The 21,655-nt window shown below is 71.2% G+C and carries 21 protein-coding genes; 7 read left to right on the top strand and 14 right to left on the bottom strand.

Translation table 11 applies throughout. The features are described 5' to 3' along the window. Positions 1-53: 53 nt before the first annotated feature. From PZB75_RS17300 to PZB75_RS17265, 8 genes are all read right to left on the bottom strand, one after another. On the bottom strand, positions 54-1,373 hold the full coding sequence (locus PZB75_RS17300; protein WP_275536207.1) for a methylaspartate mutase: 1,320 nt from the start codon (positions 1,371-1,373) through the stop codon (positions 54-56). Next, positions 1,370-1,885 (bottom strand): cobalamin-dependent protein, encoded by a 516-nt coding sequence (locus tag PZB75_RS17295; RefSeq protein ID WP_275536206.1) that lies wholly within the window; start codon positions 1,883-1,885, stop codon positions 1,370-1,372. The genes PZB75_RS17300 and PZB75_RS17295 overlap by 4 nt, the downstream gene beginning before the upstream one ends. Next, entirely contained in the window at positions 1,882-3,144 is a 1,263-nt protein-coding gene (locus PZB75_RS17290; RefSeq protein WP_275536205.1) for a type III PLP-dependent enzyme, read from the bottom strand. Before PZB75_RS17290 ends, PZB75_RS17295 begins: the two co-directional genes overlap by 4 nt. A gap of 2 nt (positions 3,145-3,146) precedes the next feature. Further along, positions 3,147-4,676, bottom strand: coding sequence for an AMP-binding protein (locus PZB75_RS17285; RefSeq protein ID WP_275536204.1), 1,530 nt, complete (start codon positions 4,674-4,676; stop codon positions 3,147-3,149). A 179-nt stretch (positions 4,677-4,855) separates the two neighbouring features. Further along, complete coding sequence (locus PZB75_RS17280) at positions 4,856-5,050, bottom strand: ferredoxin (protein WP_275536203.1); 195 nt, start codon at positions 5,048-5,050, stop codon at positions 4,856-4,858. Between the two features lie 10 nt (positions 5,051-5,060). Next, complete coding sequence (locus PZB75_RS17275) at positions 5,061-6,290, bottom strand: cytochrome P450 (RefSeq protein ID WP_275536202.1); 1,230 nt, start codon at positions 6,288-6,290, stop codon at positions 5,061-5,063. An 86-nt stretch (positions 6,291-6,376) separates the two neighbouring features. Continuing rightward, entirely contained in the window at positions 6,377-7,243 is an 867-nt protein-coding gene (locus tag PZB75_RS17270; RefSeq protein ID WP_275536201.1) for a TIM barrel protein, read from the bottom strand. A 418-nt stretch (positions 7,244-7,661) separates the two neighbouring features. After that, positions 7,662-8,528, bottom strand: coding sequence for an ACP S-malonyltransferase (locus tag PZB75_RS17265; RefSeq protein ID WP_275538744.1), 867 nt, complete (start codon positions 8,526-8,528; stop codon positions 7,662-7,664). Between the two features lie 881 nt (positions 8,529-9,409). Here PZB75_RS17265 and PZB75_RS17260 point away from each other — a divergent pair. Together PZB75_RS17260 and PZB75_RS17255 are read left to right on the top strand one after the other, a co-directional pair. Next, positions 9,410-10,174, top strand: coding sequence for a thioesterase II family protein (locus PZB75_RS17260; protein WP_275536200.1), 765 nt, complete (start codon positions 9,410-9,412; stop codon positions 10,172-10,174). A 372-nt stretch (positions 10,175-10,546) separates the two neighbouring features. Next, positions 10,547-10,816 (top strand): PqqD family protein, encoded by a 270-nt coding sequence (locus PZB75_RS17255; RefSeq protein WP_275536199.1) that lies wholly within the window; start codon positions 10,547-10,549, stop codon positions 10,814-10,816. Positions 10,817-10,854: 38 nt separating this feature from the next. Here the strand turns inward: PZB75_RS17255 and PZB75_RS17250 are convergent, their stop codons facing one another. Both PZB75_RS17250 and PZB75_RS17245 read right to left on the bottom strand, forming a co-directional pair. Further along, the gene (locus PZB75_RS17250; protein WP_275536198.1) at positions 10,855-11,484 is read right to left on the bottom strand and encodes a TetR/AcrR family transcriptional regulator; all 630 of its coding nucleotides are present in this window, start codon (positions 11,482-11,484) and stop codon (positions 10,855-10,857) included. Positions 11,485-11,802: 318 nt separating this feature from the next. Continuing rightward, positions 11,803-12,438, bottom strand: a complete 636-nt coding sequence (locus PZB75_RS17245; protein ID WP_275536197.1) for an ATP-binding protein — start codon at positions 12,436-12,438, stop codon at positions 11,803-11,805. Positions 12,439-12,756: 318 nt separating this feature from the next. Here PZB75_RS17245 and PZB75_RS17240 point away from each other — a divergent pair, with 318 nt between their 5' ends. Further along, positions 12,757-13,608, top strand: coding sequence for a helix-turn-helix transcriptional regulator (locus PZB75_RS17240; RefSeq protein ID WP_275536196.1), 852 nt, complete (start codon positions 12,757-12,759; stop codon positions 13,606-13,608). An 11-nt stretch (positions 13,609-13,619) separates the two neighbouring features. Continuing rightward, entirely contained in the window at positions 13,620-13,811 is a 192-nt protein-coding gene (locus tag PZB75_RS17235; RefSeq protein WP_275536195.1) for a hypothetical protein, read from the top strand. Between the two features lie 259 nt (positions 13,812-14,070). On the opposite strand, the gene PZB75_RS17230 is transcribed toward PZB75_RS17235, so the two are convergent. The 3 genes from PZB75_RS17230 to PZB75_RS17220 form a co-directional block, all read right to left on the bottom strand. Further along, positions 14,071-14,946 (bottom strand): glycosyltransferase, encoded by an 876-nt coding sequence (locus PZB75_RS17230; RefSeq protein ID WP_275536194.1) that lies wholly within the window; start codon positions 14,944-14,946, stop codon positions 14,071-14,073. A 35-nt stretch (positions 14,947-14,981) separates the two neighbouring features. After that, positions 14,982-15,155 carry a hypothetical protein gene (locus PZB75_RS17225; RefSeq protein WP_275536193.1) on the bottom strand — a complete coding sequence of 58 codons (174 nt, stop codon included), beginning with the start codon at positions 15,153-15,155 and terminating at the stop codon, positions 14,982-14,984. Between the two features lie 132 nt (positions 15,156-15,287). Beyond that, positions 15,288-15,722 (bottom strand): DUF2267 domain-containing protein, encoded by a 435-nt coding sequence (locus PZB75_RS17220; protein ID WP_275536192.1) that lies wholly within the window; start codon positions 15,720-15,722, stop codon positions 15,288-15,290. A gap of 259 nt (positions 15,723-15,981) precedes the next feature. Here PZB75_RS17220 and PZB75_RS17215 point away from each other — a divergent pair, with 259 nt between their 5' ends. Beyond that, positions 15,982-16,812, top strand: coding sequence for an SGNH/GDSL hydrolase family protein (locus tag PZB75_RS17215; RefSeq protein WP_275536191.1), 831 nt, complete (start codon positions 15,982-15,984; stop codon positions 16,810-16,812). 296 nt (positions 16,813-17,108) lie between these two features. Further along, positions 17,109-18,392: an LPXTG cell wall anchor domain-containing protein gene (locus tag PZB75_RS17210; protein ID WP_275536190.1), complete on the top strand. Its 1,284-nt coding sequence runs from the start codon at positions 17,109-17,111 to the stop codon at positions 18,390-18,392. Positions 18,393-18,557: 165 nt separating this feature from the next. Here the strand turns inward: PZB75_RS17210 and PZB75_RS17205 are convergent, their stop codons facing one another. Then, positions 18,558-19,409 (bottom strand): class I SAM-dependent methyltransferase, encoded by an 852-nt coding sequence (locus PZB75_RS17205; RefSeq protein ID WP_275536189.1) that lies wholly within the window; start codon positions 19,407-19,409, stop codon positions 18,558-18,560. Positions 19,410-19,587: 178 nt separating this feature from the next. Here PZB75_RS17205 and PZB75_RS17200 point away from each other — a divergent pair, with 178 nt between their 5' ends. Continuing rightward, entirely contained in the window at positions 19,588-21,603 is a 2,016-nt protein-coding gene (locus PZB75_RS17200) for a prolyl oligopeptidase family serine peptidase (protein WP_275536188.1), read from the top strand. Positions 21,604-21,655 lie beyond the last annotated feature (52 nt).

The following is a 21,655-nucleotide window of genomic DNA, read 5'->3' as shown; positions in this document are numbered from 1 at the left end:
GCACTCCACACAATCGTCGCCCGTCGTCTGACGGAAACCAGCAGGGAAAGGCATCACTTGGACGTCTCGATCGGATCGAGGACCGCCCTGTCGTACGTCCGCCGCACATGGGAGAGATCGGCGAGCAGACCGGCCGAGGTCACCCGGCGGGCGGGGCCGTCACCGGTCCGGCCGTCGATCGGCAGCCGCCCGGTGTCCGCCCACCGCAACCGGCCGTCGCGGTCGATGTAGCTGCGGGTCAGGCCCCGGTTGTCCGGGTGCAGGCAGTAGGGAATGTCCAGCCGGCCCTGCTCGAAGGCGAGGGACAGGGCGCGCCCGATGTCCGGGTGGAGCACGAGTACCCCCTCGACCAGGGCCCTGGCCTCCCGGTACGTCTCCGAGTCGGTGACGGCCGGGACGTCACCGGTTCCGCGTACGCCCTCCTCGGCCACCCGCGCCGCCGACTCCAGCGCCGCCACGTTCTCCTCGATGGTGGGGATACGGACCGACTCGGCCACCGTCTTGACGATGAGCCGTTCCGACCCCGACGCCACCGCCAGCCGGGTCGCCTCGTCGAGCAGGCGGTAGCAGCCCTCCTCGGTGGCCGGGTAGACCCCCATGTACGCGTAGATCACCACGTGCCAGTTGTCGGTGGGCAGCAGTTCGCGGGCCAGCCGCCGCAGTGCGGCGACGGCCTCCAGGTCCTGCCCGGGATGCGTCTGCTGGGCGTAGCTGAGGGAGACGCTGCGCATCCCGTACCGGCAGAAGAAAAGGGCCTCCAGCACGCTGATCGCGACGAGTTGGCCGGGCGGGCACAACTGGCCGAGCATGCAGCCGCCGAACGTCTCCAGATGGGGCTCCACCCCCGACTCCCGCATCCGCGCGAAGAGTTCGGTGCAGCGGACCCAGTTGCGCACCGAGTCCCCGAGCGGAGTACGGCCGTAGGGCAGGCAGTACGAGACCGGGCCGCCCTCGGTCGCGTTGATCAGCGAGGTGCCGAGCGCGGCGAAGATGTCGTGGGGCACCGCCGATCCGTGGCGCACCTGGACGGGGAAGTCCTCGGACCGGATGCCGTCGAGGACTCCGGCGGTGACGGCCGGGGGGAGGCTGACGACGGGGTAGCCGTTCAGCCGCTCCCCGCTGCGCAACGCAGTGTCCACCGAGGCCAGTTCGCCGACGCGGGTGAAGCTGTCGACGGTGATGGTGCCGACGGTCGTGGCGTCGGCGGCCCGGGTGGCGGCCAGCCCCGCCCGCATGGTGGCGGGGTCGCTGAATCCCATGCGGGGCTGGACCACCAGACGGCCCGCGCGGCTGCGGGCCCGGACGAACGCGCCGAAGTCCACGGGGCGTTCCTCGCCCGCGAAGGGGTCCGGCAGCCGCGCGCCGGGTCTCACGCTCCGACCTCGGCGGGTGTCGCGGGCGCGCCCGGCAGTGCCGGGAGGGCGGCGACGAACCGGGTGAACGCCGCCGTGGCGGTGGAGGCGTCGTCGAAGACGGCGTCGAAACCGGCGTCCGTCAACGCCCGGTTCGCCGCCTGGCTCCGCTGTCCCTCGACGCCGAGCTTCCCGCCGATGACCACGGGGGTGGCCGCCAGGGCGGCGCAGGAGCGCAGGGTGGTGATGAGCCGCAGCCCGTCCTGGTGGCCGTGGCCGTTGACGCTGCTGATCACGACGAAGTCGGGGGCGATCTCCCGGCAGGTCTCGACGAGGAGGTCGTCCGGGACGCAGGGGCCGAGGTTGACCACGTCGTACCCCAGTTCCTCGATGAGCAGTTGGAGGAAGACCAGGTTCCAGGTGTGCGAGTCGGACGCCACCGTGCTGACGACCACGGTGCCGCGCCGCCGGTCGCCGCCGTGCGCCGGGCGGGCCCCCGCGGCCCCGGCGGGGTGGGTGAGGTCGGTGGTCATCCGGCCGCTCCCGGGGCGTCCGCGGACGGGGCCGTGTCCTCGGTCCGGTAGGCGCGCCGGTGTTCGATGCGGGAAACGGAGAGCACGTCGTCGCCGCGGACGATCACCTCGACCGGGGCCGGCCGGCCCAGGAACATCAGCAGGCTCGCGGTCGGACCGTACGCGCCCGCGTTGGGAATCCGCACGGTGTCGCCCGGCTCCAGGGCGGGCAGGTCGATCTCCCGGCCGAGGATGTCGCCGGGGGTGCACAGGGGGCCGACCAGGCTGGCCCGCTGGGCCGTCTCCCCGGATTCCGTGCCCACGGCCACGGGGAGCAGCCTTCCCAGGCCCGACATGCCGCCGAAGGTGTTGATACCGGCGTCCAGGATGACGAAGGTGCGTCCCCGGCTGGTCTTGACGTTGCTGACCCGGGCCACGAGCGTGCCGCTCGACCCGACGAGGTAGCGGCCCGACTCGCAGGCGATCTCGGGCCCTTCGGTACGCCATCGGGGGAAGTGGGTGTCCAGCGCGGCTTCGAGTTCGCCGCGGAGCTTCGGGTAGGAACCGCGTGCGCCGGGCACCGCGTAGGGGACGGTAAAGCCGCCACCGATGTCCAGGAACCGCAACGGCAGGCCGAGTTGGCGCTGGAGCTCCGCCGCCAGCTCGATGGTGTGCCGGAACTCTCCGACGAGGTCGGCCTCGTCCTTGGCGTTGCTCAGCGGGAAGAAGTGCATCCCCGACAGGCGTACGCCCTCGATCTCCCGCAGCCGCGGCATGAGTTCGGGCAGGGTCTCGCTGTCGAAGCCGAACTGGGACGGGGTGCCGGTCATCCGGATGCTGCTGGTGGCGCTCGCCGTGACGCTGTTGACGCGCAGCAGGCAGTCGGCGGTCACACCGTGCGTGCGGGCGGCGTCGGCGACGTGTTGTACGTCGGTGACCGAGTCGGTGGAGAAGAGCCGCACGCCGAGCGCGACGGCCTCGGTCAGTTCCCCGGCGGTCTTGCCGGGCCCGGTGTAGAGGCAGTCCTCGCCGCGGAAGCCCGCGGTGAGGGCCGCTTCCAGCTCGCCCGTCGAGCTGATCTCGGGCCGGCAGCCGCGTCCGTCGCCCTCCCGCAGGGCCCGGACGAGACCGGGGTGGGGGTTGGCCTTGAGCGCGTAGAAGAGCGTGAATCCGTCGGGCAGCGCGTCGAACAGGTCCCGGCGGGCCGCGTCCAGCTCGTCGAGGTCGTACACGTACAGCGGTGTGCCGTGGCGTGCGGCCAGTTCCTCGTAGCGGTCCATGGTCATTCCCCGTCGATCATCTCGGCCAGGAGCTGACGGGAGTTCTTCCCGTGGAGGCTCAGCGGCAGTTCGTCCAGGACCCGGCAGAGGGCCGGGACCTTGGCCTGCTCCAGGCGTTCGGCCAGTTCCTTGAGCACGGTGTGCGGGGCGAGTTCCGTCTCGGCGAACAGCACCAGGTCACGGGTGTCGGTGGGCGGCAGCGCGGTGGCGTTCCGGACGCCGGGGACGTCCATCGCGGCGGCCTCGATCTCGACCGTGCTCATCCGGATGCCCTTGCGTTTGAACATGTCGTCGCGGCGGCCGTCGAAGTAGAGGTAGCCGTCCTCGTCGAGGTGTCCGTAGTCGCCGGTGTGCAGCCGCAGGGCGCCGGTCTCCGGGTCGCGGCGGAAGGTCCGGTCGGTGAGTTCGGGCCGCCGCCAGTAGCCGGGCATGACGTGCGGGCCCACGGCGACGATCTCCCCGGTCTCCCCCGTCGGCACGGACCGGCCCTCCGCGTCGAGGACGAGGACCGACGTGCCGGGCAGCGGGAGGCCGACGGAGTGGGGCCGCAGGCCGTCCTCGTCCGGCGGCATGATCGTGACGCGCTTGCACTCGGTCTGGCCGAACTGGCGGACCACCCGGACTCCGGGGAACGCCTCGCGCAGCGCGGCGACCGCGTGGGGAGGCAGCGCGGCCCCGGTGTTGGTGAACATCCGCACCGGGGCCCGGCCCTGGGTCTCGCGCCGGGCCAGAGTGCCGATCATGGTCGCCAGCGACGGGACGATGGGGACGACGGTGGCGCCCGTCTCCCGCATCCGGCTCAGCAGCACGAGGTCCGACTCACCGCCCGCGAGGACGAGTCCGGACCTGCCGAGGCAGGCGAGGAGCACTTTGTACAGGCCGTAGTCCCAGGAGATCGGGAAGCGGCAGAAGACGACGTCGTCCGGGCGGTAGCGCAGCACCCGCTGGATGGCGCGGGAGGCGAAGACGACCTGTGCGTGCGGGCAGATGACGGCTTTGGGGGCGGCGGTGCTGCCCGAGGTGTAGACGAGGAAGGCGGTGTCGTCCGGCCGTACGCCGTCGGAGGTGACCCGGGCGGACGGTGCCCGTTCCTCGATCCCGGGCCACAGTCCGGCCAGATCGTGCACGGGCACGTCCGCGACGCGTTCCAGGACCTCGGTGGCGGCGCCCTCCGCGATGACGAGCGCCGGTTCGGCGTCGGCGACGACCGAACGCAGGTGGTACTCCTTCATCGCCGGGTTGAGCGGCACCAGGATCACACCGGCCCGGGAGGCCCCGTAGACCATGGCGACCAGCTCGCGCCGGCTGGGGAGCTGTACGAGCAGCCGGTCGCCCCGGCGCACTCCCCGCTCGGTGAGCCAGGCCGCGAAGGCGTGACTGAGCCGGTCCATCCGGCGGTACGTCAGTTCTCCGTCGGGGTCGCGCAGACAGAGGCGGTCCGGTGCGTCGGCCACGGCCTCGTCGAGCAGGGAATGGACCGTCCCACCGTCCCCGTGCGGCGTCCGCGCGTAGGGGGTCTTCGGATTCTCCACGGTTCCAACGTCGCTTTCGGGTGTGGGTGGCGAGCGGGCCGCCCGCCGTCGCGACGGGGCCTGGCTCGTGCGGAAGAGGGGCGCCCGGGAGGCCGGGTCCGGGGCCCGGAGGGGGCGGGTTCCGGACCCGGGGTTCCGGGGCCGCCGGGCGTCCGGCCCGGTGGGTCCCGTACGGACCGCTACTCGGCGATGCTCAGGGCGGCCACGGGGCAGACGTTGACGGACTCCACGACCGTTCCGCGGAGTTCGTCGTCGGGCGTCTCGATCAGCAGCACCACTTTGCCGTCGTCCTCGTCCTGGTCGAAGACGGCGGGTGAGGTGATCACACAGGACCCCGCCGCGACACAGCGCTCCTTGTCGACGATCACACGCATGTAAATCTCCTTACCAGGTAACCGGCAGCTCGTGGACGCCGTCGATGAGTGCGTTGGCCTTGAAGGGCAGTTCGCCCAGGGGGGTGTGCAGACGCAGTCCCGGGATGCGGCGCAGCAGGGTCGTGAAGACGACCTCCAGCTGCATCCGTACGAGCATCTGGCCGGCGCACTGGTGCCGTCCGAAGCCGAACGCCACGTTGGCGCGCGCCTCACGGCGGGTCAGGTCCAGCTTGTTCGGCTCGGTGAAGACGGCCGGGTCGTGGTTGGAGGCGGACAGCGAGCAGATGACGCCCTCACCGGCCCGGATGAGCTGTCCGCCGATCTCGACGTCCTCCAGGGCGACCCGTACGGTGCCGTGGTCCGAGATGCTGGAGTAGCGGGACAGTTCGTCGACGGCCTGGCCCGACATCTCGGGGTGCTCCCGCAGCCAGTCCGCCTGCTCCGGGTGCTGGAGGAGGACCAGGGTGCCGATGGAGATGCCGTTGACGGTGGACTCGTGTCCGGCGGCGATCATCGCGCGGACGAGGGCGCTGATGTCGGAGGGCTCCAGCTCCCGCTTCTCGGCGTTGCGCTCCAGGAGGCTGCTGATCAGGTCGTCACCGGGGTTCTCCTGGCGCTCGGCGATCAGCTTGTAGAGCAGCACCTCGACCTCGGCGTTGGCCGACGCGTGTTCCTCGGCGCTGCCCTGGGTGACGAGCAGGGTGACCCAGCGGTGGAAGAGGTCCCGGGCCTCGTGGGGCACGCCGACCAGTTCGCACATGGCGATGGACGGCACCGGCATCGACACCATGGAGACCAGGTCGACCGGGCCGCCCCTGGCCAGCATCGCGTCGACGCACTCGTCGACGATCTCCTGGGTACGGGGCCGCATGGCCTCGACCCGCTTCACGCTCAGCTCCGGCATCAGCATCATGCGGTGCGTGGTGTGGTCGGGCGGGTCCATGTGCAGCAGGGCGGGCTTGACCTTGCCGAGCAGTTCCATGGGGAAGTGGAACTGCAGCGGGTAGCCGGGGTCGGCCATGTTGGAGCTGAAGCGGGGGTCGACCAGCATCTGCCGGACGTCCTCGTACCGGGTGAGCAGCCAGGCCTCACGGCCGTTGAACGTCAGCCGGACCCGGGAGACGGGCTCCTTCTCCCGCAGTTCGTCGTACTCGGGGGCGGGCTCCAGCGGGCAGCCGGTACGGGCCAGCGGGAAGGGTCGTGGTGCGGCGTGGGGACATGTGTCGACGAGGTCCGACATGGTTTCCTCTCTCGTGCTCTTCCGCGCTCGGGACGCGGGTCCGGTGTCTGTCGTCGTGCGGCCCGTCCGGGTTCACGGGACAGCTCTCAGGCGGCGCGGGCGGTCTCCAGGGACCTGCGGACGGCGGTGAGGGTGCGGGCGATGTTCTCGCTCGGCGTCAGCGCGCGGAGTTCCGTCGACAGCACCTCGACCGAGGGCGCCACGTCGACCCCCTTGGCGTCGAGGGTGCGCAGCAGGCCGGTGATGTCGCACTCGCCCTCGCCGGGCAGCAGCCGGGCGCTCAGCACCTCGTGCATCACGTCCTCGTCCGGGACGAGCGGGGCGTCGCCGAACTCGACGCCCACGATCTGCGAACCCTTCAGCCCGTCGATGGCGGCCACACCGGCCGGGTCGCGGAAGAGGTGCCACATGTCGATCACCAGACCGGCGTTGGGGCGGTCGGCCGCGGCGACGACGTCGGCGGCGACCTGGTACGTGAAGCCGGGCATCACCGCCATGGCCTCCAGCGCCACGGTGAAGTTCCGGGCGGCGGCCCGGTCGCACAGGGCGCCGAACCGCTCGGCGAGTACCTCGACCGGGGGCATCTCGACCCCGGGCGGGTAGACCGCGCAGGTCTTGACCGTCGGGACGCCGGCCGCCTCGGCCAGGTCGAGGAAGCGCGCCTCCGCCTCACGGGCGGCGCCGCTCTCCTCCGGGCCGGCGTTCCAGCCGAAGAGCACCTCCAGCTCGTACAGACGTACTCCGTACTCGGACATCAGGCCATGCAGCTTGTCGGCCGAGTGCTCGGCGATGAACTTCTCCAGCTCCTCGGAACTCATGCCCATCGCCGGGACGCCGTGCTCGGCCAGCGCGGCCAGCCGTGACTCCAGGGAGTCGCGCACCGGCTCCTGCCAGGCCGCGCCCGTCAGATGCAGATAGCTGAAGCGGATGTCGTCCCTGTTCAGGATGGTCATGAAGGGCCTCTCGGTCGGGTCGGTCGGATCGTCGAGCCGTCGGGTCAGGTGGGTCGTTCGGGTCGGTCGGGTCGGTCGGGTCGTCGAGCCGTCGGCTCGTTCGGGTCGGTCGGGTCGTCCGCCCCTCGGGTCGTTCGGGTCGGCGGTTCCGGCGGTCGTCCCGTGCGTCGCGCGCCGTGTCGCCGTGTCGCCGTGTCCGGAACGCGGCGCCGGCCCGGGAGCGACCCCGCCGGAGCCGCGTGCGGGGCCACCGCGGCGAAGGGCCCCGCGCTCCCCGGTGGACGGTCGCGTGGCGTCGGGACCGGTGCGCCGCGAGGTGCGGGGGTGTTCGTCGTACCGGATGCGCGCGGACGTTCCGGCGACGCGGGGCGAGGTGCTGGGACGGACATGGCGCGCCCGCCCGGGATCGAGGGGCGCCTCAGGCGGCGAGGCTCCGGCGGACGGGCAGCAGCGCCGACCGTGGATCGACGGCGACGACCTCGAAGGCACCGGTGGTGACGGGGACCCGGCCGAACAGGCTGTCCTGACCGGCCACGTACAGCCGGGTGACGCCGTGCTCCCGCAGCGTCCCGACGACGGCGGGCCAGCGCACGGGCCGGGTGAATCCGTCCAGGAGCATGGCGCGCACCTGCGCGCCGGTGGTCAGCAGGGTGCCGTCCTGGTCGGCGACGACGGGGATGTCCGGGTCACGGAAGGTGAGGCCGTCGAAGAGTTCCTTCTCGGCCAGCTCGCGCAGCGGGGCGAAGCGGCTCGCGTGCATCGGCGGACGCATCGTATACAGCGGGAGGCCGCCGACCGAGCGCAGCCGCCGGCCGAGCGGTTCCACCAGGTGCTCGCGCAGCGACACCATGAAGAAGTCCTCGTCGACGTGGCAGGAGATCTCGTACCACTCGCCCTGTTCGTCGAGTTCGGCCAGCACCTTGTCCAGTTCGCGGCGCGGGACGCGGGTGAAGGAGTGCGTGACGACGTCGTGGTAGTTCTCGGCGAACCACGCGTCCAGCAGACGCGCCCAGCGCGCGGTCAGGAGCACCGCTTCGGGGAAGTCCAGCACACGGCAGTAGGCCGCCGCGGTCTTCCCGCCGAAGCTGGGGCCGACGCAGAACGCGGGCTCGGGGTCGAACCGGTCCCGCGCCCACCGCGCCAGGGCGAGGCAGTTGACGAGGAAGGCGACCTGCGCGTACTCGGAGTAGTCACCCTCCGCCTGCCGGTACCTGTCGACGAGGGAGTAGCCGAGCACCGCGTCGGCCTCGGCGACCATGCGGCGGGCGACGGGATTGACGAGCATGAACTTGGCGGACTCCTGGAACCGGGTCGGACTCATGCCGGGGAAGACCAGCGCACCGCCTGCCCGGAAGTCGGTCGTCATGTGTGTCCTGCCTGCCCTTCACCACGTCGCCCTGCCGGGACCGGCCCGGCGGTGTGTTCCGTGTACGGCCCCGATTCGGCCTTCAGGCTGCGGTCTGCGCCACCGATGCCAAAACCCCTAAGGTTCCGGACGCGAAGTACGTTGACGGTGGCCCGGCCCGGAGGCTCGGGCACGGCGACGCACTCGGTACGGTCGCGCCGACGCACTCGGTACGCGTACGCCCACGCATTCGGTACGGACCCGGCGCGCGCTCGGCGCGACCCCGGCGCACGCTCGGCGTGGAAAGGGACTTCGCGTCCACCGGGCGCCGCCCCGTACAGCCCCTACGGGTCGGTCGGGCGGGTACGGACAGGCCGACGGGCAGGGGGCGGGGAAGCGGGGACCGGTGTGGGACGGCGCCGGGGCGTAGGGGGCGCCGGACGGAACTTAGGGGAGTCCACGACCGCCGCCCACGGCTTCAATGAGGACCGTTCCCACCGTTCCCACCGTGCTCACGTTCTCCGGGTCCCCGAACTCCCGGACTCGGGCCCGCCGCACCCGCGGGGCCGGGGGCGCGGCCGGCCGAACAGCGGCCCGCCCGGGGCGGAGCGACCGTACCGGACCGCCGGACCCGTCGATGTGGCCGGTTGACCGGCTGACCGGTTCCCGCCCGGCGGGGACCAGGAGCACCCGGGCGTGCTCCGGCACCACGCCGGACCACTCCGCACGGACCGCTCCACGCCGGACCGTTCCGTGCCGGACCGCTCCACGCCCGCCGCGGCTCCACGGTCCCGCGGGTCCTACAGAAGGATGTCCAAGAGATGACACGAGCCCCCCGGGAGACCGGCCCCTGGATTCGCCGTTTCCACCCGGCGCCCGAAGCCGCCGGGCGACTGGTCTGCTTCCCGCACGCCGGCGGTTCGGCCACGTACTACTTTCCGGTGTCACGTTCGCTGTCGCCGGAGACGGACGTGCTCGCCGTGCAGTACCCCGGCCGCCAGGACCGCAGGCACGAGCCCTGTGTCGAGGACATCGAGGCGCTGGCCGATCTCGCCGTCGGGCAACTGGCCCCGTGGACCGATGTGCCGGTGACCCTGTTCGGTCACAGCATGGGAGCCATGGTCGCGTACGAGGTGGCTCGCAGGCTGGAGGCGGGCGGCACACCGGTGACGGGGCTCGTCGTGTCGGGGCGGCGCGCCCCCTCACGGGTGCGGCGGGAGACCGTGCACCTGGCGGACGACGACCGCCTCGTCGAGGACATCACCCGGCTGAGCGGGACGGACTCGGCCGTGCTGGGCGACCCGGAGATCCTGCGGATGATCCTTCCGGCGGTCCGTAGCGACTACAAGGCGGTGGAGACCTACCGGCACCGGCCGGGCCCACCGCTCGCCTGTCCCGTCGTCGCGCTCATCGGTGACAACGATCCCCAAGTGACCGTCGCCGAGGCCGAGTCCTGGGAGGACCACACCACGGGCGCGTTCCGCCTCCAGCTGTTCCCCGGCGGCCACTTCTTCCTCAACACCCACACGGCGGCCGTTCTCGACATCGTCCGGTGTTCCCTGCGGGGGACCTCTCCGGCCCTCTGAGCAGAAGCCGGCCCGGCCCGCGCGAGACGCGCCCACCCACAATGCCCTCGGAGTCCGCTCCGGGGCATTGTGCCGTCCGCGCCGCTTCCCGCCCTCCATCCCCGGAGAGGCCCCTGCGGCCCTGCGAACAGACGCGATTCGGCCAGAGTCTTTCAAGGCGCCCCAGAATCTAGACGACCGTACTAGACTAACGTCTATAAACGGCGAGGGCCCGGTTCGTCCGCTCACCGCCCGGAGCCCGCACACACAGCCGTCCCCGGTCGACGTCCGTGGAACCCAACGGATCTCTCGATGCCTCACCCCCCACTCACCGGCCCCACGCCCTTCTCGTGGTCGGCCGCCACTGCCCGGCTATCGACTACGGAGGCCAGAGTGCCGGTACGACCCGAGCGCGGTGTCACCACCCGGGTGACCGAGGACGGATCGCTCGAACTGCTCCTGGACGCCTGCGGTACCAGCTTCCGCTGCGGCCCCGTGGCCGCGGCCATGTGGATCGCGTTACGCCAGCACGACGGCCATCTCGAACCCGCCGCCGAGATGCTGGCGCGCCTGTGGTCCACGGACCCGGAGAACACCCGTACCGACATGGACATCTGGGTGAGCGAGCTGCGGGACGCCGGACTGGTGCGCGTGGAGCCGTAGGTGGCCTGACGGGCCGTCCGGGGCCCGTGCGCACCGGGTCAGCGGGCGGCGGGGACCGGCCCGCCCGGACCGGCGGCCGCCTCGCCGCCGTGGAGAGCCAGCATGGCGCGCATCGCCTCGGCCAGGTTCCGCCCGGAGGGGGCGGTCTCGGGGGAGAACAGCCAGAGCGACATCACCCCGTTCAGGAGCGCCGCGTAGAGCTGGCCGAGAGTCATCGCGAGTTGCTCGTCGACCTCGCTCTCGTCGATACCATGGAAGAGGGCGACCAGCGCCGACCAGCCGAACGGCTGGGCCCTGGACAGCCCTTCACGCACGTCCGGCAACTTTTCGGCCCGCACCGCGACCTCCACGCTCAGCACCCAGAGGGACTTGCGGGCGGGGAAGAGTTCGATGATTCGGTTCCAGACCATCTCGAACCGGTCGATCGCGGACTCCGCCGATTCGAGATCGGCGCCGATGGCCGTGTCCGGCTCGAATTCGTCGGCCCAGTCCTGGATCGCCTGTACGTACGCCTGGGCCAACAGGGCGTCCTTGGAGCCGTAGTGGTACCCGATGGATGCCAGATTGGTCCCCGACGCGGCCACGATGTCACGCGCACTCGTGCGGGCGAACCCCTTCTCCAGCAGACAGCGCTTCGCGCCCTCCAACAGATCTTCACGGTGACCCACGGCACCACCCTCGTCTTGAAGCTGTCAGGGCATCTTAAGGGCTGACGCACAACTAACCTGTTGCTTCTCGGACTTGCCTTCGCAAGGCAACGCGCCGAACGCCCGGACGCCGTTCTTCGGGAAGTTCGGAAAGCCCTGACACCGGGAACGTCTCCGGGTGACGGACGAGCGGATCACGGCGTGAGCCCCCGCTTCGTCCACGGCGGCCGACGCGGGCAAGCTCGGGCGCCCGGCGTACGTCCGGATCTCTCCGCGATGCGACGCGAGGTCACCGCGCCCGCTTCAGCGGGGCGGCCTCGCGCGACCTGCGGCCGGTGGTCAGGCGGCCCGGCCGGGCGGAGTGCAGGCCAGGCCGGCCCAGGTGCACGTTCCGGCGCCGGGCGGGTACGTCGCGCCGAAGCCCCAGGCACCGAGATGCGCCTCCACCAGTTCCGGAATCCGTTCGAGCGCGGCCCGGCGGCGCTCGTCGCAGAACGCCGCGAGCCGGGGGTGGGAGTGCGCCGCGTGCGTGTCGTACACCGTGACCTGGAGGCCGTCCTCCACCGACCGCAGCGCCAGGTGCACCTGCTCCCCGGCCCCCGTGAACCGGCAGGCGTACGCAACGAGTTCGTGGACCAGGAGGAGCGCCGACCCGATCACCTTCTCGTCCAGGAGGTGCGCGTCGAGAATGACCTCGGCGGCCTCCCGGGCGATGGCGGGCGAGACGGCCGCCGAGGGCAGCGCCATCTCGTACGCGAGGTTTCCCGCGTCCGGCTCCGCCAGGTCCAGGAGCGGCGGCGGGCACTGGGTGAACCGCGGGACGGCCCGCAGGCCCAGGGGCGCGAAGACGATCGGGGGCGCCTGGTCCAGGCGCGGTCCACCCCTGGACGGGACCTGGCGGGCGACGGTTCCGGTGGGCGCGCCGCTGACTGAACCGTGTGCGGCGGGCACGGGGGTGGAAGCACTCTCAAGCATGACAACTCCGCTCGCTGATGCGGTGATGGGGGGTGGTGAGGTGAGTGGACGGGCAGGCGGGGCTGCCCTCGGGCATACGACGGCACGGCGAGACAGTGGCTCGTCTCCCTGACGCGAGCACACCCCTCCCAGGGCAGGAGCAAACGGGCAGGCTCGCTCGATGCGCTTCGTTCTCGCGTTGAGTGAGCGTCGCGTCACTTAAGGTAGAGCAATAATCACAGCATGCGCCACCTTGATGGTGGGAAATTAACCACCTCCATGGATCGCGCTGGTGATTCCCGGCAGACTGAGCAACAGATCGGACATGAAAGGCATTCGATGCCACCAAGAACCATCCCCACACAGCGGCAGCGGAGGCTCGGTGCGGAGATCCGCAAGATGCGCACGGAGGCGGGACTGTCGGCCGAGTACGCGGCCGGTCTGCTCGGCGTCGACCGGGGCAAGATCTCGAACATCGAGTCAGGTGTCCGCAACATCAGCCCCGAGCGCCTGCGCACCCTCGCCACCCACTGCGAGTGCACGAACGAGCGGTACCTGTCCGCCCTTGTCGATCTCACGGAGACACCACAGCGCAACTGGTGGGACGAGTACCGGGGAAGGTTGTCGCCGGGGCTCTTGGACATCGTCGAGTTGGAGTGGCACGCGGCCCGAATCCAGACGATCCAGACGGTGCACGTGCCAGGGCTGCTCCAGACCGAGGACTACGCCCGCAGCGTCTTCGCTACAGTGCTTCCCGCGCTTTCACCACTCGAAGTCGAACTACGCGTGGCTCATCGGACGGAGCGGCAACGCGTGCTGAGCCGGGAACAACCCGTCGATTACATCGGATACGTGCACGAGGCCGCCCTGCGCATGCTCTTCGGCGGACGCGCTGCAACCAGAAGCCAGCTCAGCGCCTTGGCCGAGGCGAGCGAGCAGGACGCCATCACCATTCGCATAGTGCCTTTCGAGTGCGGCAGCTTCCCAGGCGCCGGACATGCTCTGCTCTACGCCGAGGGGCCCGTACCTCAGCTGGACACGGTACAACTCGATTCGGCGCACGGGCCGGAGTTCATGCATGCGGAGCCTCAACTTGCCAAGTACCGAGCCCACTTGGAGTGGATGAACGAGAAGAGTCTGTCGCCACAGGACTCGCGCGACTTCATCCACGGTGTCATCAGAGAACTATGAGGAGCTTGACCATGACAGAGATCAACTGGGAAGACGCCTTCTGCGGCGAAGGCAACAACTGCTTCCGCATCGGCACCGACGCCGAGGGCAACGCATACATCTCGGTCGCCGGTCAGGAGGGGAACTACATCACGGACACCCGCGAAGCCCTGCGCAACCTCGTCCGGGACATCAAAGCCGGTAAGGCCGACCACCTGTTGTAGCGCTCCACGCATGTCCCGAGAACGCCGCACCCTCGCCGCACCGCGATCGCGGGGTCACCGGGGCGGAACAAGAGCGTCAAGTGCACGGCGACCGATCCGGACGGCCGGCGCATTCCCACGCGCGTAGGCAACGGCGCGCGCCGTCCACCTTGTCGGCATTACCCCCGATGGGGATGTTGACGATCGCGCACTTCTCGACATCGCGCTTTCCTGAGAAGTAGTTCCACGCCATGACCGTCCGGCCGGACGCCGGAGTCGCTCAAAGGATCGGCGGGCGCCCCAACCGCGTCATGCGCCACACCGTGCGCCACCTCATCGGCTTGCGCGGGCCGCACGACGTCCGTACGCCCTCGAAGAAGCCGCCCCACCACGCCTTCAGGCCCATCAGGGACCGGGTCCGCGCCATGGTGAGCAGAATCCACACACCGAGATAGACCGGAAGCAGGAGGACCGGAAGCCGCCGACGGGCCAGCCAGACCCGGTTACGGGCGGTGAACCGGTAGTAGACCGCGTGCCGGGCCGGCGAGGTCTTCGGGTGCTGGAGGACTAGATCGGGTTCGTAAAGGATCTTCCATCCAGCGTCGAGCGCACGCCATGCCAGATCGGACTCTTCATGCCCGAAGAAGAACTCCCCCGCCCACAGGCCGGTCTGCCGGAGCATGGGCATCGAGAAGGCGTGACCCCCGCCGAGGAAGGCGGTCACCGGACCACGGCGCATCGGATCGTCCGCCCGCAGCCGGGGCACCCAGCGTCGCTCGGTGTGCCCGTGCTCGTCAGCGACCCTGAATCCGATGATCCCCAGCTTCGGGTCTTCCGCGAACAGCCGCTGGACCTTGCGGAACACGTCGTCGGCGATGAGCAGGCCGTCGTCGTCAAGCTCGATGACGACGTCGACGTCGCCCGAGTCACGCAACAGCTCCAGCCCCACGTTGCGACCACCGGGACAGCCCAGATTCTCTTTCAGTGGGATCTTGGTCGCGTCCGTCGCGACCTCGGTGAGGGATGTCGCGTTGCCCACCAGAACCACCCGTGCCGCAGGGACATCCTGCTTCTCCACTGAAGCGAGCAGAGCCTCCAGCTCCCGTGGGCGGGTGCCCATGGTCACGACGACGACTCCGATACGCGGCAACGACATAGTGGCGAACTCCAGTGGTCGGCGGAGTGCCGATGCTAGCGTCGCGCGAGGTGTCCCTCGCACCGCCTGTTGCGGGTGCACTCGGCAACGTCGGCCAGTGCCACAGCGTGGACGACGTAGTCGCTGCGCGGGATGAGGTGGTCCATCAGCGCGGAGTCCGTGATGTCGCCCGCGATCACGTCCGGCTCGGCGGGGGAGATCCCGATCACGATCGAGTAGATACGGCTTCCGACCAGCCCGAACACCAGGTCGCTGACCGACTGGTAGCCGACCGGCAGCGGGTCCGCGACACCGCGCCGGACAGGGCGAACGCCGCCGCGAGGGCCCGTTCCCGTACTCCCCTACTCCTCCGGCCCGTCCCCGGTCCGGGCCGTGGGCAGGAGTCCGCCGATGTCCACGGGGAGCGCGGCCGTCACCTTCTCCATCAGCTCGGGGGAGACAGCCGCGTCCAGGACCTCGAAGACGGCCGCCGTCTGCTCCAGCGCGGTGTCCTCGGACGTTCCCGTGCGCCAGGCCACCCGGCCCGCGAACGCGGTGATGTCGAAACGCTCGCCGCTGCCCTTGCTCCGCGGTTCCGGGTGGGCCGGGTCCTCCGCCGTCCCGGACACCGCTGTTGCCAGTGTCGACGGCAGCTGGGCGAGCAGATGCCCGGCAAGCCCGTCGGGCAGCCGTTCCACCAGTGTCCGCAGCACCGCTCCCGTCACCCGCTCGGCAGCGCCCCGGCCCGGTAGCTGAGCCCTGGCCTGCACCTTTCCGATCAGCTCCTCGTACTGCATGGCGCCCGCTCCCTTCGTCCGTACCGGCCCCGCTCCGGCGTGCACCGGAACCCTGGCCAGGCGTGCTCGCTCCGAGTACCCGTATCCGGGGCAATCCCACCAAGGAGTGCGAAAAGGTTCCGCCCCCGGCCCGGGTCGGCCGTACGGGCCAAATGGGCGACTTCCCCCGGAACCGGGCACCGGCCGGTTCCGGCGGCTGCTAGACATCGTGACGCTCGACCAACCCTCACCCACCCCACATTTCGGAGGGCTGACAGTGATGTCAGTACGGAGATTCCGGGCGTCCGCATCCGCTCTGGTCCTTGCCGCCGTGACCGCCCTGGGCCTCGCGAACCCAGCGTCGGCGGCGGGCACCACCGCAAGCACGTCGGCGGGCACCGCCGCGGTCGGCGGCTATGTCGCGCTCGGTGATTCCTACTCGTCCGGCGTCGGCGCCGGGAGCTACATCGCCGACAGCGGCGACTGCCGGCGCAGCACCCTGGCCTACCCCTACCTCTGGGCGGCGAAGAAGTCACCGTCCTCGTTCGCGTTCGTCGCCTGCGCCGGCGCCACCAGCGCCTCGGTGGCCAAGAGCCAGCTGAGCGCGCTCCGTCCGTCGACCGCGCTGGTCAGCGTCACCGTGGGCGGCAACGACGTGGGATACGCCGACGTCATGCGGGACTGCGTCCTGTCCACCGAGGCCACCTGCCTGAAGAGCGTGAAGACCGCTGTCTCCCGGATGAACAAATCGCTGCCCTCGGGCCTCGACTCCCTCTACCGGGGCATCCACGCCAAGGCGCCACGGGCCCACGTCGTCGTCCTCGGCTACCCCCGCTTCTACCACCTCGGCGGCGGCTGCGCCGCCGGGCTCAGCGAGGCCGAGCGGTCGGCGATCAACCGCGCGGCGGACGTCCTGAACGGAGTGCTCGCCAAGCGGGCGGCGGACATCGGATTCACGTACTCCAGCGTCGTGGACGAGTTCACCGGGCACGAGATCTGCTCGCGGGCCCCCTGGCTCCGCAGCGTGGCGTTCCCCGTTCACAACTCGTACCACCCCAACGCCTCGGGCCAGGCGCACGGCTATCTGCCCGCACTCCGCTCGGCCCTCTGAGACGGGGAGAGGAAGTACGGGAGGAAGGAGCGGCGGCGAGGGCGCCTGACCAGGCCCGAGGAGACCCGGAAGGGCTGTTGCACAGTAGTGACGATTCCGGGTCACTTTGGATGATCAGGAGATGTGAGGATAAGCACATCGCAAACCGCAGGGGGGTCGAAAGACCGAGCGGGACGCGATGACCGATCCACCCCGGTGCGCCTCTGAGTGCGGGCCGGTTCGCGACTCCCGCACCACCTCGACCGCCGCTCGTCACGATGTTCTTCCGCTCGTCATGTCCTTTGGGGGATCTCCGCATGTCCATCCGTCTGCGCTCCGCGGCAACCGTCGCCGCCGCCGTCATCGGCACCACGCTCGTCCCGCTCGGCACCGCCCACGCGGCCCCGGCCGCCGGTGAGAAGCCGTTGCGCATCGAGCTGGGCTCTCCGGTCCCGTCCGGGCCGCTGACCCGGGGCGGGGCGACCGAGACCTTCACCTTCGCGGTGAAGAACTCCTCCGACAAGGCGGTGGAGTTCAACCCCTGGATGACCGGCGGGTCGAGCGGTCCGAGCCCGATCACCGGCACGCAGCTCTCCGTCGATGTGCAGGCGGTCAACGCCCCGGCGACCGAGGAATCCCTCAGCTCGCAGGACGAGGCCGCGGTCGTGTCCATCTATCCCAAGGCCGGCGGCAAGGGCTCGGCGTTCTCGGTCCCGGCCTCCGGCGAGCTGAGCTGGAAGGTGACGATCGGGCTCGGCGCGAACTACCCGACCAACAACCCCGATCTGGAACTCATGGTCTCCGACCTGCTGGGCAACGCGCCGGTCGAGCGTGACGACACCCTGGTCCTCAAGGCCGCGCCCGCGGTCGTGGCCGGAAAGCTCGACATCGGCTTCGTCAAGGGCGGCTCCCCGGCCCGGCCCGGCAGCCCCCTCCCGATCTCCGTCCAGCACACGGCGAAGGGTGAAGGGGTGTTCGACTCCGCCCTGGCCACCACCGTGAGGATCACGGGCCCCGCTTCCGGTCCCGCGCCGAAGCTGGCGGTCGAGATCGAGTCGGCCAAGGGGGTCTGGAAGAAGCTGGAGCACGTCCAGGGCACCACCAACACCTGGAAGCTGCCGAACATCGCCAAGGGCTTCGGCGGCAAGGAGCGGACCCACACCACCCCGCTGCGTGTCGTGGTCCTCGACCTGAACGGCGTCATGAAGGCCACCTCGCTGGACCTCGCGGCCTCCACCGCCCTCACCGAGGGCAACACCTACCCCTTCGCCGACGGCAGGACCCGGTTCGAGGTCGCTCCGGCGAGCAGCACCTCCACGCCGCCCGCCACCCCCGGGACTCCCGGCACCGGCTCGACCCCGTCGACCCCGGCGTCAACCGGCACGCCCACGGCTGAGCCGTCCACCTCGACCCCGCCGGCCACCACCACGACCGGTGGCGGCACGGGGACGGGCACCGACCTGAACACCACCTCCGCGAACAGTTCCCTGGCCAGCACCGGCTCCTCGAACACCACCTGGTACGCGGCCGGTGCCGCGCTCCTGATCGCCGCCGGTGGGGCGCTCGCGTTCGGTATGCGCCGCCGCGCCTCCCGCTCGTAACCACGTCTGCGCGCAGCCGATCACAGCGCGGCCCCGTCCGGTTCCATCCGGGCGGGGCCGCGCCGCGTCCGCACGGCGAAGGACGCGCCCGAAGAACGCGCGGCCGTGTGTGCCCTCTTCACCTGAACGCGACGCCCCTCCTCGAACGCGACGCCGCGGGAAAGGTCAGTCGCGCCGACGCGAGGACTCCGCCGGGCGCGACGCCTTGATCGAGTACATCAGGGGAATGCGCGGCCGGTCCGCCGGGAACCGGTAGTAGCCGTCCGCGTGCCGCTCCAGCGCCGAGAAGCGGGCGAACAGCGAGACGGCGTGCTCGCGCAGGAATTCGATCCGCAGCCCGGCCCCGGCCAGCGCCGTCACCACCTCGCCGATCGGGTGCTGCCACTCGACGCTCCGGTTGTGCACGGTCGGGGCGTCGAAGTCGGCGTAGGTCCCGGGTGTCTCGTCCACCCACGCCTCACGGCTGAAGTAGTCGTGGGTGATCCGTGAACCGGTCGAGTCGTCCAGGGTGTCGGTCAGCGGATGGAACTCGGCGAGGTAGAGGAAACCGCCCGGCGCCACCAGCGAGGCCGCGGTGTCCGCCCAACGCTCCAGGTCCGGCAGCCAGTTCAGCGCGCCGACACCGGTGTAGACGATGTCGTACGAGGAGTCGGGCACCGCCTCGGCCGCCTCGTACACGTCCGCCGCGACGAACGCCGCCCGCTCCGGGCCGAGCCCGAGGTCGCGGGCGAGGGCGCGGGCGGTCTCCACGGCGGGTTCGGAGAAGTCGAGGCCGACGACGTGCGAGGCGCCGTGCCGGGCCCAGGACAGGGTGTCGACGCCCAGGTGGCACTGGAGGTGCAGCAGCGACTTCCCGGTGACGTCCCCTACCTCCGCCAGCTCGAAGTCCCGCAGCGCCTCCTTGCCCGCGCGGAAGGCGGCGAGTCCGTAGAAGTCGCTCGCCGCGTGAATGGCCGCGCGTTCGTCCCAGCGGGCGCGGTTGGCCTCGTGCCAGTCCTCGGGGGTCGGTGAGTACATGGCCGAAAAGTTACCCACAGGTTGGGGACGACGCGAGCGGAATACGGGCCGCCCCGCGATTCCGGGCTTCCGGGCCCCGCTCCGGGCTTCCCCGGGACCGTGCTCGGACCGCGTCAGCGCCGTACGCCCCCGTACGACCCCGTACGACGTCACCGGCCCATCGGGTTGGATGGTGGGCATGAGCGATACACAGAACCATCAGCCCGCACCGGAATGGGAGCAGCGCTTCCGGGCACCCCGCGTGTCGCTGCCCGAGTGGGCGGAGGACGCGCCGGACCGGGCGCTGTTCATCTCCAACGCGACCGGGACGTTCGAGCTGTACGCGTGGGACCGGGCGACCGGCGGACAACGGCAGATCACGGACCGCGCGAACGGTACGACCGACGGGGCGCTGCCGCCCGACGGCGAGAGCGTCTGGTGGTTCGACGACACCGACGGCGACGAGTTCGGGGTGTGGATGCGGCAGCCGTTCCACCCCCGCGACGCGGCCGGGGACGTGCGCGACGAGCCCGCCACGCCGGGGCTCGCGCCCTCCTACCCGGCCGGGCTCGCCATCGGACGGGACGGGACGGCGGTGGTCGGCCGGTCGACCGACGAGGACGGTACGACCGTCCACGTCGTACGGCCCGGTGAGGCGCCCGTCGAGATCTACCGCCACCGGGAGTCGGGCGGGGTCGGCGACCTGTCGCGCGACGGCACGCTGATCGCCCTTGAGCACACCGAGCACGGCGACTCGATGCACGCCGCGCTGCGGGTGGTTCGCCCGGACGGGTCCACGGTCGCCGAGCTGGACGACACCAAGGGCGGCACGGAGGAGCTGGGCCTCACGGTGATGGGCTTCGCGCCGGTCGCCGGGGACTCCCGGCTGCTGATCGGGCACCAGCGGCGCGGCCGTTGGGAGCCGATGATCTGGGACCCGCTCACCGGGACGGAGACCGCGCTGGACGTCGATCTGCCCGGTGATGTGGGCGCCGAGTGGTATCCGGACGGCTCCGCGCTGCTGCTGGTGCACGGCTTCGAGGCGCGCAGCGAGCTGTGGCGGTACGAGCTGGCCGCCCCCCACGCGGCCCCCGACGCCGCCCCCGACACCGCTCCCGACGCGGCCGACGACGCGGCCGCACCCGGTGACGCGGCCCCCGGCACCACCGCCACCGCCGCCACGACCCCCGCTCCGGCCGGCGACCGGCGCCTGGTGCGCGTCGAGACGCCCGCCGGATCGGTCTCCGCCGCCACCGCCCGGCCGGACGGCACCGTGGAATACCTCTGGTCGTCGGCCGCCCGGCCGCCCGTCGTGCGCTCCACGACCGGTGACGTCGTCCTCGACCCGCCGGGCGCCGAGGCCCCCGCCTCCGTGCCCGTGGAGGACGCCTGGGTGGACGGTCCCGGCGGCCGGGTCCACGCCCTCGTGCAGCGGCCGGCCGGCCGGGGCGACGGGCCGTTCCCCACGGTGTTCGAGGTGCACGGCGGACCGACCGCGCACGACCGGGACTCGTTCGCGGCGGGCCCGGCGGCCTGGCTGGACCACGGTTTCGCGGTGGTACGGGTCAACTACCGGGGGTCCACCGGCTACGGCCGCGCCTGGACGGACGCGCTCAAGCACCGGATCGGGCTCATCGAGCTGGAGGACATCGCCGCGGTCCGTGACTGGGCGGTGCGGTCCGGGCTCGCGGACCCGGCGCGGGTGGTGCTCGCGGGCGGCTCCTGGGGCGGCTATCTGACGCTCCTCGGCCTCGGGACGCAGCCGGACTCCTGGGCCGTGGGACTGGCCGCGGTCCCGGTCGCCGACTACGTCACGGCCTACCACGACGAGATGGAGGCCCTGAAGGCCCTGGACCGCACCCTGCTGGGCGGCACCCCGGAAGAGGTGCCCGAGCGGTTCGAGGCGTCCTCCCCGATCACGTACGTGGACGCGGTGCGCGCCCCGGTCTACATCTCGGCGGGGCTCAACGATCCGCGCTGCCCCATCCGCCAGATCGAGAACTACGTCGACCGGCTGAAGGCCCGCCGGGCACCGCACGAGGTGTACCGGTACGACGCCGGGCACGGCTCGCTCGTCGTGGAGGAGCGGATCAAGCAGGTGCGCCTGGAGATCGACTTCGCGCTCAGGCACCTCGGGGAGCGGGACGGGGACCGGGACGAGGACCAGGGACGGCCGGAGCCGTCCGCCGGGTCGGGCCGCCCGGCGTCCGCGTAGGGCGTGCGCCACGGGACCCCGCTCCGGAACTTCTGAGCGGGGAACCGTACCG

This window comes from Streptomyces sp. AM 4-1-1 (assembly GCF_029167625.1).
Lineage (GTDB): Bacteria > Actinomycetota > Actinomycetes > Streptomycetales > Streptomycetaceae > Streptomyces.
The sequence above is the reverse complement of the archived record's forward strand: the minus strand, read 5'-3'. Positions and strand labels throughout refer to the sequence as shown.